At 36.9% G+C, this 12782-nt stretch carries 12 protein-coding genes, 1 rRNA gene and 1 other annotated feature; of the genes, 4 read left to right on the top strand and 9 right to left on the bottom strand.

Annotated elements, in window-relative coordinates; all coding sequences use genetic code 11:
• The 4 genes from GHD00_RS16870 to GHD00_RS16855 form a co-directional block, all read right to left on the bottom strand.
• Nucleotides 1-160: ribosomal RNA gene (locus GHD00_RS16870) — 16S ribosomal RNA — on the bottom strand; the annotation flags it as partial.
• Nucleotides 161-807: 647 nt separating this feature from the next.
• Complete coding sequence (leuS, locus tag GHD00_RS16865; RefSeq protein WP_163539336.1) at nt 808-3225, bottom strand: leucine--tRNA ligase; 2418 nt, start codon at nt 3223-3225, stop codon at nt 808-810.
• Nucleotides 3226-3328: 103 nt separating this feature from the next.
• Nucleotides 3329-3540 (bottom strand) — a binding site (T-box leader).
• Nucleotides 3541-3615: 75 nt separating this feature from the next.
• Complete coding sequence (gene rlmN / locus GHD00_RS16860) at nt 3616-4686, bottom strand: dual-specificity RNA methyltransferase RlmN (protein WP_163539335.1); 1071 nt, start codon at nt 4684-4686, stop codon at nt 3616-3618.
• Nucleotides 4687-4766: 80 nt separating this feature from the next.
• The gene (locus GHD00_RS16855) at nt 4767-5810 is read right to left on the bottom strand and encodes a tellurite resistance/C4-dicarboxylate transporter family protein (protein ID WP_163539334.1); all 1044 of its coding nucleotides are present in this window, start codon (nt 5808-5810) and stop codon (nt 4767-4769) included.
• A gap of 261 nt (nt 5811-6071) precedes the next feature.
• Between GHD00_RS16855 and GHD00_RS16850 the strand changes: the two genes are divergently transcribed.
• Complete coding sequence (locus GHD00_RS16850) at nt 6072-6272, top strand: cold-shock protein (protein WP_163539333.1); 201 nt, start codon at nt 6072-6074, stop codon at nt 6270-6272.
• Nucleotides 6273-6339: 67 nt separating this feature from the next.
• Here GHD00_RS16850 and GHD00_RS16845 read toward each other — a convergent pair whose 3' ends face one another.
• On the bottom strand, nt 6340-6708 hold the full coding sequence (locus GHD00_RS16845) for a DUF488 domain-containing protein (protein WP_163539332.1): 369 nt from the start codon (nt 6706-6708) through the stop codon (nt 6340-6342).
• 118 nt (nt 6709-6826) lie between these two features.
• On the opposite strand from GHD00_RS16845, the gene GHD00_RS16840 reads away from it, so the two are divergent.
• Nucleotides 6827-7837: an LLM class flavin-dependent oxidoreductase gene (locus tag GHD00_RS16840; protein ID WP_163539331.1), complete on the top strand. Its 1011-nt coding sequence runs from the start codon at nt 6827-6829 to the stop codon at nt 7835-7837.
• Nucleotides 7838-7850: 13 nt separating this feature from the next.
• Here GHD00_RS16840 and GHD00_RS16835 read toward each other — a convergent pair whose 3' ends face one another.
• Nucleotides 7851-8636 (bottom strand): alpha/beta hydrolase, encoded by a 786-nt coding sequence (locus tag GHD00_RS16835; protein ID WP_163539330.1) that lies wholly within the window; start codon nt 8634-8636, stop codon nt 7851-7853.
• Between the two features lie 138 nt (nt 8637-8774).
• Between GHD00_RS16835 and GHD00_RS16830 the strand changes: the two genes are divergently transcribed.
• Nucleotides 8775-10238 carry an MDR family MFS transporter gene (locus GHD00_RS16830; RefSeq protein ID WP_163539329.1) on the top strand — a complete coding sequence of 488 codons (1464 nt, stop codon included), beginning with the start codon at nt 8775-8777 and terminating at the stop codon, nt 10236-10238.
• Nucleotides 10239-10322: 84 nt separating this feature from the next.
• Here the strand turns inward: GHD00_RS16830 and GHD00_RS16825 are convergent, their stop codons facing one another.
• Nucleotides 10323-10754 (bottom strand): cell wall hydrolase, encoded by a 432-nt coding sequence (locus GHD00_RS16825; RefSeq protein ID WP_163539328.1) that lies wholly within the window; start codon nt 10752-10754, stop codon nt 10323-10325.
• Nucleotides 10755-10917: 163 nt separating this feature from the next.
• Between GHD00_RS16825 and GHD00_RS16820 the strand changes: the two genes are divergently transcribed.
• On the top strand, nt 10918-11181 hold the full coding sequence (locus GHD00_RS16820; RefSeq protein WP_163539327.1) for a hypothetical protein: 264 nt from the start codon (nt 10918-10920) through the stop codon (nt 11179-11181).
• A 7-nt stretch (nt 11182-11188) separates the two neighbouring features.
• On the opposite strand, the gene GHD00_RS16815 is transcribed toward GHD00_RS16820, so the two are convergent.
• Together GHD00_RS16815 and cobA are read right to left on the bottom strand one after the other, a co-directional pair.
• On the bottom strand, nt 11189-11935 hold the full coding sequence (locus GHD00_RS16815) for a sirohydrochlorin chelatase (protein ID WP_163539326.1): 747 nt from the start codon (nt 11933-11935) through the stop codon (nt 11189-11191).
• Complete coding sequence (gene cobA / locus GHD00_RS16810) at nt 11932-12717, bottom strand: uroporphyrinogen-III C-methyltransferase (RefSeq protein WP_163539325.1); 786 nt, start codon at nt 12715-12717, stop codon at nt 11932-11934. The genes GHD00_RS16815 and cobA overlap by 4 nt, the downstream gene beginning before the upstream one ends.
• Nucleotides 12718-12782 lie beyond the last annotated feature (65 nt).

The raw sequence follows: 12782 nt of genomic DNA, 5'->3' as shown, positions 1-12782 counted from the left end.
TCCCGATCTTACAGGCAGGTTGCCCACGTGTTACTCACCCGTCCGCCGCTCGTTCCACTAACGTCACTCCGGAGAGGTCAGTTAGCTTCCCGCGCTCGACTTGCATGTATTAGGCACGCCGCCAGCGTTCGTCCTGAGCCAAGATCAAACTCTCCAAAAAAGTTTGTTTCTTAACTGTTCTTTAACGTTTGCTCGCTTTTGTAAGCTAGCATGTACTTAACATACTGGTTGTTTTGTTCAGTTTTCAAAGATCAATGTCAAGGTTTGTCGTTTTTTGCGACAGGAATGCTATCTTACCATTTCATTTAGAGGATGTCAACATCCTTTTTCGTTTAGATGTTTTATCGATCTATATGATGATGTTGCTTTTTTCTTGTCGCTTTTTTTGGCGACAGGTTCTATATCTTAGCACCTCATCCTGGCGATGTCAACACCCTTTTTCGTTTAGATGTTTTATCGATCTATATGATGATGTTGCTTTTTTCTTGTCGCTTTTTTGGCGACAGGTTCTATATCTTAGCACCTCATCCTGGCGATGTCAACACCTTTTTTGTTTAGATGTTTTATCGATCTATATGATGATGTTGCTTTTTTCTTGTCGCTTTTTTTGGCGACAGGTTCTATATCTTAGCACCTCATTTTGGCGATGTCAAACATCCTTTTTAAATAGATAATCACAATTGATGTGTAATCTGAAATCATTTGGTTATTCCTTTTTCCTCCCTAATCCTAAAAGGATATTATATCAGTAAATATAGCAATAAATAAAAGCCCATAACCAAGATTAGATGGCTATAGGCTTTAAATTTAATTTGCTACTATATTGACTAACTTACCAGGCACCACTATTACTTTTCTAATTGTTTTTCCTTCTATGCGTTCTTTAATGGATTCTTGTTCCAATGCTTTTTCTTCTATTTCTTCTTTAGAAGCATTTTTATCAATCAGCATTTTGGCACGTACCTTGCCCATAATTTGGATAACAATTTCCACTTCATTTTGAACGAGCTTTTCTTCATCAAATTGAGGCCATGGTTCATAAGCAAGTGTCTTGTTATAACCAAGAAGTTGCCAGATTTCTTCTGATAGATGTGGTGCTACAGGTGATAACAGTTTAATTAGTCCTTCTGCATAAGGCTTCGGAAGTTCTTTTGCCTTATAAGCTTCATTCACAAATACCATCATTTGTGAAATCCCTGTATTAAACCGAAGATCTTCAAAGTTCTGTGTCACAATTTTGACTGTCTCATGATAAATTTTCTCTAATTCATCAGAACGATCATTTACAGATATTTTCTCTGATAAGGATCCCTCGTCTGTTACAAATAAACGCCACACTCTATCTAAGAATCTTCTTGCACCATCAAGTCCATTTGTTGACCATGCTACCGAAGCGTCTAACGGTCCCATGAACATCTCATAAAGTCGCAGCGTATCTGCGCCGTGGCTTTTTACAATTTCATCAGGGTTGACAACATTTCCTTTTGATTTACTCATCTTTTCATTGTTTTCCCCAAGGATCATTCCTTGATTAAATAATTTCTGGAACGGTTCTTTTGTTGGTACGACTCCTATATCATATAAGAACTTATGCCAAAAACGTGCATACAACAGGTGTAATACAGCATGCTCGGCTCCGCCAATATACACATCAATCGGGAGCCATTCTTTAAGGTCATCAAATTCTGCCAGCTTCTCACTATTATCTGGGTCCACATAACGCAAGAAGTACCAACAGCTTCCAGCCCATTGCGGCATAGTGTTTGTTTCACGACGCCCTTTCATGCCTGTTTCTGAATCTGTAACATTTACCCACTCATCCATATTTGCTAATGGAGATTCCCCGGTTCCAGATGTTTTAATTTCTGATGTTTTCGGCAACTCTAATGGCAACTCGCTTTCATCCACTGCTGACATAGATCCATCTTCCCAATGAATAATCGGAATTGGCTCTCCCCAGTAACGCTGTCTGCTAAATAACCAATCTCTTAAACGATATGTAACTTTACGCTCACCTTTGCCATTATCCTCTAACCATTGAATGGCCTTATCAATCGCTTCCTCCTTGTTTAATCCATTTAAGAAATCTGAATTAATATGCGGGCCATCTCCGGTAAATGCTTCTTTCTCTACGTTTCCACCTTCCAAAACAGGGATTATTTCTAAGTCAAACTTTTCAGCAAATTCATAATCACGCTCGTCATGTGCCGGAACAGCCATAATAGCCCCAGATCCATATGTCATTAATACATAATCCGCCACCCATATCGGTAACTTTTTCCCATTAATAGGGTTGATAGCGTATGCTCCAGTAAAAACGCCTGATTTACCTTTGGCTAAATCCGTTCGTTCTAAGTCACTTTTGGTTTTTACTTCATCTAAATATTTTTGGACACTATTCTGTTGTTCTGCACTGATGACCTTCTCCACTAATGGATGTTCAGGTGCTAAGACTGCATAAGTAGCTCCAAATAAAGTGTCTGGTCTCGTTGTGAAAACATCAAATGTATCATCAAATCCATCAATACTAAAAGTAACTTCAGCACCTTCCGAACGGCCAATCCAGTTTCTTTGCATATCTTTAATACTTTCAGGCCAATCTAGTTCTTCTAAATCATCTAAAAGTCTATCTGCATAAGCTGTAATCTTAAGCATCCATTGCTTCATAGGTTTTCGTTCTACAGGATGTCCACCGCGTTCACTTTTTCCGTCAATAACTTCTTCATTTGCTAACACTGTACCTAAAGCTGGACACCAGTTTACAGGTACTTCATCTATATAAGCCAGACCTTTTTCGTACAACTTTACAAATATCCATTGTGTCCATTTGTAATAATTCGGATCGGTTGTATTCACCTCTCGATCCCAGTCATAAGAAAAACCAAGCTCTTGAATTTGTCTGCGAAATGTATCGATATTTTGAGATGTAAAGTCTGCAGGGTCATTTCCTGTATCCAGTGCATACTGCTCTGCAGGCAAACCAAACGCATCCCACCCAATTGGATGCAATACTTCATATCCTTGCATACGTTTCATTCGAGATAAAATATCGGTTGCCGTATAACCTTCTGGATGCCCTACATGTAAACCAGAGCCTGAAGGATATGGAAACATATCTAACGCATAAAATTTTTCTTTATCTGATTTCACATCTGTCTTAAAGACTTTATTTTGAATCCAATAATCTCGCCATTTCTTTTCAATTTGATTATGATCAAATGACATTCGTCAATATCCTCCTTATATTCATATATTTTCCCCATTATATTATGTAAAACGCATTAACAAACATATGTTCTAAAATATAAAAAATCTCTCCTGTCCCATAAAATGGGACGAGAGAGATTTCCCGCGGTACCACCCAAAATTAGTGCTTATCCAAACACTCACTTCTATCCTTAACGCGGATCACGTCAAAAGCTAATCTCATTCACTCTTGCAACATCTGAGGTGAGTTCATAAAGTTCAGGGATGACTCACACCAACCGTCACCTCTCTTTACCTGATGGCTTTACTACTGTTCCTCTTCATCGTCTTTTCATATTGTAATCGTATTTTAAAGAAATGTCTGATTTTTGTCAAGAAAAACTAAGGCCCAACTTTTACTGATAAAACCTAAGCTTTTTGTTTATCCTTTTTAATTTGCTTACTTCTCAACTGGCCACATGCAGCATCGATATCTGTACCATGCTCTACTCGAACTCCGCAATTAATGCCATTTTCTAACAGCACTTGATAGAAATCAAGAATAGCTTGTTTTTCACTTCGATCATACTGATTGTGCTCATCAACTGGGTTATAAGGGATTAAGTTGACATAAGATAAATGTTTTTTATCCTTCAATAACTCAACCAATTGAATAGCTTCTTCTTTATGATCATTCACATCTTTCAATAAAATATATTCAAAAGTAATTCGTCTATTAGTTTTTTCTAAATAATAATCAACTGCTGGCATTAATTTTTCTAATGGAAAAGCCTTGTTGATCTTCATAATCTTTGTTCTTAGTTCATTATTCGGCGCGTGTAAAGATAAAGCAAGGTTAACTTGCATATTTTCATCCGCAAAATCATACATGCGGTGTGCTAATCCACTAGTGGAAACAGTGATATGTCGAGCACCTATAGATAGACCTTGTTGATCATTAACAACTTTAAGGAAGTCCATTGTATTATCATAATTATCAAATGGTTCCCCGATACCCATCACTACGATATGGCTGACACGCTCATCATTTCCTCGTTTATCTAAATGCTTTTGTACATTCATGATTTGTTCAACAATTTCACCTGTCGCTAAATCACGATTTTTTGTCAGCAATCCACTTGCACAGAATGAACAACCAATATTACACCCTACTTGAGTGGTAACACAAACAGAAAATCCATAGCTGAATTTCATCAAAACTGTCTCAATTAAGTTACCGTCTTCTAATTTAAATAAAAATTTTATCGTCCCATCCTGTGATTCTTGTTTAATTTCATGCTGAAGTGAATGCATCACGAAGTTTTCCTTCAATACTAATATACAGTCTTTATTTAAATTATACATTTCATCAAAAGAATTTACTCTTTTTTTATATAACCAATTCCACACTTGTTTAGCTCGAAACTTTTTCTGACCATGCTCTACTAACCATTCTTTTAACTGATCGAATGTTAATGAGTAGATCGAACGTTTTTTCACAAAACATACCTCATTTCTTTCAAATAGGTAATATCCCATCATTATATACTAAACCGTTCAGAACATGAATGCAAATACAACTATTTCCTCCTAAGTAAATCTTTATAAAGATGACCAATCAATAGGATAATACCGAAAAACCATGATATAAACGCAGGCACTAAAGATACATTGGATATTATAGATAAAAATTCTAACTCCAAGGCAACAGACAGTTGATACGTAGCAGTTGTATACATTGCGATAGGGAATACCATCCCCCACATTTGTTGGTCGTAATTAATCGGATATCGATGTATGATATAACGCCATATCATTAAAATAGCAAGTAATGGAATCCACCATGTTCCTGTTACCCAGTAAAATAAAGTAAAGCCTTTTATAAAAGAAATAAACTGTGAAAAAGGCTGCCAATATTCTGCATTAATAATCATGGCTGAACCTGCTAATGTCGCAATGGCAACAGCACCCATGTTGACCCAATAGGGTGGAGTTATAGCATCATGCTTTAATCCTAAAAAAGTAAAACGATAAAAGATAAGTGTAATAATACTTAAATAAAGCATGCACCCCAGCAAGTACATGGACAGGTTAAAGAAAAAAATCACTTCTAGCAGATACCGGCTTTCTATAGAAGGTACTAATAGCGTTCCCAATACCGATACAGATTGTGTTGCAACCGCTGCTATTAGCCAAGCACCATTGATCCCCTCTGCTAATGTCGGCTTTTCTTTTTGAATGGTGACAGCAGTAAAAAAAGTATACATAATCATACCCCAAAGAAAGATGGAAACAAACCATAAGATAATAGCAATGGAATATAATTGCTTAATGATAATTAATTGGCTTCCATATACATTCAGCCCTGCAACTAACGTAAAAAAACCTGCTCCTCTCAGATGACTTGTAATATCTTTTATAATCATATCGAAATACTTTATTACCCTGATTAATACCATTGATGATAAGCAAACGATAAAAACAGTGTTAATACCTAGAAGGAGATTCGAAACAGCGGTTAATTGGTGCAAATTTGAAGCAATGGATAAGGCACCTGTAGCCATAATTAAAGCAAAGTAACCAGGAAATAAATTTTTTATTTTACTCATTACAACCGAAAACATAGAACATCACCACACCACTCATAATAAATAACAATCTAATTATAATATTTTCAAATGCATAAATCGAACATCTACTTCAAAATATAAAAAAGAAAATAATTATTAAAACACTTGCAATTCGATCATACAGTTGCTATAATAAATTTAGCTATTTTGTTCGATGACACCTTCAAGTATCGTAACGTAAAGTTTTCGTTTTGAGGCAAGAGCAAGAATAGTAATACAATTGTGTGATCGGATCACACTAGGAGGAAAAGAAATATGGTACAAGGTACAGTAAAATGGTTTAACGCAGACAAAGGTTTTGGATTTATCGAAGTAGAAGGACAAGACGATGTATTCGTTCACTTCTCTGCTATCCAAGGCGAAGGCTTTAAAACACTTGAAGAAGGTCAAAACGTTTCTTTCGATATCGAAGAAGGTAACCGTGGACCGCAAGCTGCTAACGTAGTAAAAGGCTAAGTTAGTAACTTTCTTAAAAAAGAGCGCATTTAGCGCTCTTTTTTTATTTTTAATCTCACATGATTATTTATTGAACTTCTTTTAATAATTTCTCTTTTAATATAACTACATGATTATACGTTAACTCTTTCGTTGCAAAAATAAGTGTAACTTTTCCATTATATTGCTTATAACAATCAAGCAATTCCTCGTAAGCAGCCGCTTTTTCTGGATCATTTTCCAGCTCTTCTAAATATTTTTCTTTAAATGTAGAAAACTTTCGCGGGTCATGATCAAACCATTTTCTTAACGCTGGAGATGGACCTACTTCTTTCAACCAAAGATCCAGATTCGCTTTATCCTTTGGCACTCCTCTTGGCCATACTCTATCCACTAAAATTCTAAAACCATCAGTTGGTTCCGCCTTATTATAAATTCGTTTTAATTGCAATAGCATCACTCCCAGCATTAAAGCATATTATTAGACGTTTATCTTCTATTTAGCGTATCATTTCTTATGCTGTTAGAAAATAATAGCAACAAGACTCGTTTTGAGTCACAGGGAGTGAGTAAAGGTGGAGAACATTTTTCAAAATACTACATTTTCTATATTAGATTTAGCACCGATTTTACATGGACATAACACGTCTACTTCTTTTCAAAATAGTGCTGACTTAGCTCAACATGCTGAAAAGTGGGGTTATCATAGATACTGGCTTGCTGAACACCATAATATGCCTGGTATTGGGAGCTCTGCTACTTCTCTTGTGATTAGTCACATAGCTAGCCAAACAGAACAGATTCGGGTTGGATCTGGAGGTATTATGCTCCCCAACCATGCCCCTATTGTAATTGCAGAACAATTCGGTACACTGGATGCATTATATCCAGGGAGAATTGATTTAGGATTAGGCCGTGCACCAGGAAGCGATCAAGCGACTGCAAGAGCGTTAAGAAGAACTTTAAACAACAGTCCCGATGATTTTCCAGAACAATTAGAAGAGCTGCAATCTTATTTTGCAGGAACAGCTCATGTAAAAGCAATTCCCGGAAAAGGAGCTGATGTTCCAATCTGGTTGTTAGGTTCTAGTGGATTTAGTGCAAGGTTAGCTGCAGAAAAAGGATTACCTTTTGCTTTTGCTAGCCATTTTTCTCCAGACTACACAATACCAGCTTTAAATATGTATCGAGAGAATTTTCAACCATCCGATGTATTAAGCAAACCATATGCCATGGTTGGAGTGAATGTGATTGCGGCTGAAACGAATGAAAAAGCTAAATGGTTAGCAACTTCTCAACAACAACAATTTTTAAGTTTAGTACGTGGTGCCCCATCGGAATTAATGCCTCCGATCGATGACATTGAAAATCAATGGACTTTCTATGAAAAAGCATCTGTTGAAAAATCTGTTAACAGCAAATCGACTATTGTTGGAGATCCCAAAACAGTCCAAGAAAAATTACAGGAATTTATTGAGGAAACAGAAGCAGATGAAGTAATTATCAATAGTCAAATATATGACCATAAAGAAAGATTAAATTCTTATCGGATTGTCTCAACTATTATAACTGGAAAAATGGGCTAACTAGGCCCATTTTTCATTTCAAAGGCAGCCATCCTAATACTTCTTGGATCTTTTTATCCCAATAACCCCATTCATGGTCTCCTGTAGAAAAAGTAGCATGAATCGGAATATCTTGTTCTTTACAGTAGCGATAAAACGTTTGATTTTCTGTCCATAAAAAGTCCTCCGTTCCACAAGCTTGAAATAGACCAGGCAATTTGTTTTCTCTCTGTTGCAATTGCTCTAACAAGTAGAAAAGATCATCTTCTGTTCCCCCTACCCTTTTCTTGCTAAATACATGAAACAAAGCTTCTCCTATTGGATCATTTTTTTCAGCAGCTTTTTCCACATGTGTCACCATGTCTAGGACGCCAGAAAGACTAGCAGCCGCCGCAAACATTTCAGGCTTTCTGAGAGCCCATTTAAACGCACCATAACCACCCATGGATAGCCCTGCTACAAAATTATCTTCTCTTTGGTCAGATAATGGGAAAAATGACCTCGCTACCTTAGGGAGCTCTTCTGAAACAAATGTCCAAAACTTTTTGCCATATTCCATATCTGTGTAAAAACTGTGATCTACTTGTGGCATCACAACCGCAATGCCATATTTTGCAGCGTATCGTTCAATCGATGTCCTTCTTGTCCAAATCGTATGATCATCACTAAAGCCATGCAACAAATACAATGTTGGGACTTTGCCATCATTTCGGTTATTTTTCATTCCAATTTGTCTACTTGTCTCTTCAGGTAAAATAACCGTCATAGAGGTGCTTACTGTTAATACTTCTGAGAAAAAATCACAACGAATGAACGCCAAATCAAACACTCCTTTTATGTAATCGTTTTCTAATCTTACCATATTTCTCTTATTTAAATAAAGTTTTATTTATTCACTCCACCCCTTCATTATTTTTTTGTTACAATAGAATACATAGTTTGCAAAAGGGCGGATAATATGACGGCAAAACACACAAATAGACCACTAGTACTGATTGCACTAGTTATTTCTATGTTTATGGCGGCTATTGAAGGGACGATCGTTGCAACAGCAATGCCTAATATTGTTGCAGATTTAGGTGGCTTTGCATTATATAGTTGGGTTTTTTCTGGCTTTTTATTAATGCAAGCAGTAACAACGATGATTTATGGGAAGTTAGCAGACTTGTTTGGTCGTAAACCGATTTTTTTAATTGGCGTCATTATCTTTTTAATCGGTTCTATATTGTGCGGCCTCGCCCCCACGATGACATTACTTGTTCTATTTCGGTTAATTCAAGGGGTTGGAGCTGGAGCCATTCACCCAATCGTTACAACTATCGTTGGTGATATGTATACGGTCAAAGAAAGGGCTAAAGTTCAAGGGTATCTTGCTAGTGTATGGGGAATTTCTTCTGTTATCGGTCCTTTACTCGGTGGTGTCATTGTACAATTTATTGATTGGGCATGGATCTTTTGGATGAACATTCCACTAGGTATTATAGGGTTAATTGGTGTATATCGCTATTTTCATGAACATATAGACAAAGAAAAAAAATCCATAGATTATCTTGGATCCAGCCTTTTCTTTATTGCTATTTCTGCCTTGGTTATTGTTTTTGTACAAGCAGGAACCAATTGGGCTTGGACATCTACTGAAACCATATCCTTCCTTGTTCTATTTGTTTTTAGCATGATAGGCTTTCTTGTTCAACAGAAAAGAACAAAATCACCAATGATGCCATTATACCTATGGAGAAATAAATTAATCGTCATCGCAAACATAGCTACACTACTTTCAGGTATGATTCTTTTAGGACTATCTAGTTTTTTACCAACTTATGTACAAGGGGTTATGGAACAGCCTGCTATCGTGGCCGGATTCACATTAAGTACTATATCAATTGGATGGCCAATAGCAGCAACTTTAGCAGGGCATCTTGTACTAAAAATTGGTTTTCGTGTTACCGCATTGATCGGGGGGGGCGCCCTATTAGTTGGAACATTCTTATTTTTCTTACTAGATGCTCAAAATGGGCCAGTATATGCTGGTATTAGCTCCTTTATTGTTGGTATTGGGATGGGATTAACAAGCACTACATTTATCGTATCGATTCAAAGTAGTGTAAACTGGAATATGAGGGGAATCGCCACTTCTTTAAATATGTTTATGCGTATTATTGGGAGTGCAGTTGGTGCTTCTCTTTTAGGTGGTATCTTAAATGCTCAAATGAAACAATTCTTCCGAGGGAATGGGGAAGATTTAGAAGTTGCCAATACAGATATGTTACTCAATGAAGGATTGAGACAGCAAATCCCAACAGAAACATTACACATTATACAAGAGGGATTAAACTATGCTTTACATCATGTTTATACAGGGCTTTTCATCATTGGAGTCCTTACATTTGCAATCTTGCTGTTATTCCCTAAAATGGACTAACTTGTCTAACTCAGCATCATAATCCAAAATCCATCTCACAAATCCACTATTAAGAAAGCAGAGGGAAATATTACCTCTACTTTCTTAATAGGTACCATATACATTCGGACACTCTGATTCATCCGGTGCGAAGAAACAATGGCTTTTATAACGTCCGGTGTTCCATTGTCCAAACCACTGTTCCGGACATTCTCCTTGGGGCATAAAAAAGTATAAGGAATAACTTGCTGGATGATATCTGTTACCTTTAATCGTTTTTCTTGCCAAATTAATGTCTTTTTGCCTTGCTCTTTGGTAAAAATAGCCCTTTTGTGTTGCCTCAAAACCTCCTGGACTTTGAAAAACCATTCTTCTAAGCGAATTAATATCTTCAAAATCTAAGCACCTTGCTCTTGTACGGTTTACCCCTACATTGCCTACCATTAACATGCCTAATTGTCCATCTCCTTCAGCCTCCGCACGCATGAGGCGAGCAAGCAGACGGACATCTTCTTCCGTTGCTTTTACTACCGCCATATTTTTCCCTCCTTGCCTACTTCCTTTATATTCATCTACACCAAAATGATGAGTTGTCCTATGAAATCAACTGAACCAATGCATTCCTCAATACAAAACCTTATGTAATCCCTTTCATTTATGTTATAATGCAAGTGTAACCTTTCCTATTGGAGGTATTGCCATGCAATTAAGTAATTTCATTTTGCATAATGACATTTTGCTCATCCATGCAGATATTAAAGGGTTTGATTATATTTTCACCGTGAAATGGGCGACATTTGAAAATAAAAAAGGTGGAGAATGGGAGCTTAAATCATATATCAACAACTCAAATGGTCAAAAAGATTTATCAGAAGAACAAATTCAAGAATTTATCGACTTGATAAATCCAAATTGGGATTTTGAGGCAGATCAGGCCCAAATAAAAAAAGTAATCAGAGACTAGCTAACAGTTAAATGTTGCTAGTCTCTTCAGCCCCTTTGTTAAGAGTTTCTTTTACACGACTTACAAACGCCTCTAATAAGACAGGATGATCATACAGCGGTTCTGTTAAATGCATAGGCTTGCCACTATCCTGTAAGCGAGTAATTTCCTCCCTAATCGACTGCCATAACAATCCATCGAACCATAAATAGGGGATAACAATGGTTGATTTTATTTGTTGCTGTTCATACTTTTGCAACACATCTTCAAAACGCGGTACACATGCAGCCAGATAAGCGATTTCCACATCTACATTTAGTCGATTTTTCAGATGATAAGCAACGGTATATAAATCTTGCTTTTTTCGCTCCACTTTACTTCCTCTTCCTACTAATAAAATTCTCTCAGCATTTACATTTTGTTCGTGTATTCGATCCACAAGCGTTTCGGTTAGGCGCTCTTGTACACCTACAGGTTCACCATATTCTACATCTAGAAATGGATATTCTTTTTGACATTGTTCGATAAGTGAAGGAATGTCTCGAAGAGCATGTCCTGCTTTTAATAATAGTACTGGAATAACCACTATTTTCGTTACACCATTCTCTACTAACTTTTGAACTGCCTCAGGAACGGTTGGTTGACATAATTCCAAAAAGCAAACTTCCTGTTGCTGAACGGAGATCCGTTTTTTTGCTTTTTCCACAAAACGAATCGACTGTTCTTGTCCGTTCTGCCACCTTGTTCCATGACAAATATACAGTACACCTATCATTGGATACTCTCCTTTTTCTCATGAGGTAAGTTAAAATCCTCTGAGTTTACGATTTCTTCAAACCATTTTAATTCTTCTCTGAGACGAACCACTTCTCCAATCACGACCATAGAAGGATTACTAAATTCATTTCTTCGATCTACTATGTGTTGCAATTGATCTACTGTCGTATGTTGGTTAGTATGTGTCCCCCAATGAATCACCGCAACAGGTGTCGTAGGCGATAGACCTGCTTGCTGTAACTGTTCACAAATAATAGGAAACTGTTTTACACCCATATAGAAACATAACGTATCAATGCCATATACGAGATGCTGCCATTCTTCTATTGACTTATCTTTAGAACTAGCCCCATTAATAAAGGCAACCGATCCGCTTATATATCGATGCGTCAAAGGAATACCTGCATATGCTGCAGCACTAATACTGGATGTAATACCAGGGACCACTTCATATGGAATATTTTCTTTTTTTAGTAGCAGAGCTTCTTCTCCACCACGTCCGAAAATAAAAGGATCTCCACCTTTTAGTCTAGTCACAACTTTCCCTTGCTTGGCATATTCGACAAGTTGACGGTTAATATCGTCTTGAATCGTTCCATGTTGATTCGGTTTTTTACCGCAAAAAATTAACAAGGCATCCTGCTTTGCTTCCTCTAACAAGTCGATGTTTATTAGGCGATCATATAGAATAACATCTGCTTCTTGAATAGCACGAAAACCTTTCATCGTAATTAATTCTTTATCTCCTGGTCCTGCCCCTACTAAATAGACCTTCCCCATTATTTACCATTCCTTTCTCTATGGATCCATTATGTTCTTTTTCACTTGTTATCCGTCTGTACTGT

This window comes from Gracilibacillus sp. YIM 98692 (assembly GCF_010993965.1).
In the GTDB taxonomy this organism is placed as follows: Bacteria; Bacillota; Bacilli; order Bacillales; family Amphibacillaceae; genus Gracilibacillus.
Note: the sequence above shows the minus strand (reverse complement) of the source record. Positions and strands in the feature narration are given on the sequence as shown.

Coding starts and splice junctions, on each gene's coding strand:
- leuS (WP_163539336.1), bottom strand. CDS start 3,225: ATGTCATTTGATCATAATCAAATTGAAAAGAAATGGCGAGATTATTGG.
- GHD00_RS16855 (WP_163539334.1), bottom strand. CDS start 5,810: ATGTTTTCGGTTGTAATGAGTAAAATAAAAAATTTATTTCCTGGTTAC.
- GHD00_RS16850 (WP_163539333.1), top strand. CDS start 6,072: ATGGTACAAGGTACAGTAAAATGGTTTAACGCAGACAAAGGTTTTGGA.
- GHD00_RS16845 (WP_163539332.1), bottom strand. CDS start 6,708: ATGCTATTGCAATTAAAACGAATTTATAATAAGGCGGAACCAACTGAT.
- GHD00_RS16830 (WP_163539329.1), top strand. CDS start 8,775: ATGACGGCAAAACACACAAATAGACCACTAGTACTGATTGCACTAGTT.
- GHD00_RS16825 (WP_163539328.1), bottom strand. CDS start 10,754: ATGGCGGTAGTAAAAGCAACGGAAGAAGATGTCCGTCTGCTTGCTCGC.
- GHD00_RS16820 (WP_163539327.1), top strand. CDS start 10,918: ATGCAATTAAGTAATTTCATTTTGCATAATGACATTTTGCTCATCCAT.
- GHD00_RS16815 (WP_163539326.1), bottom strand. CDS start 11,935: ATGATAGGTGTACTGTATATTTGTCATGGAACAAGGTGGCAGAACGGA.
- cobA (WP_163539325.1), bottom strand. CDS start 12,717: ATGGGGAAGGTCTATTTAGTAGGGGCAGGACCAGGAGATAAAGAATTA.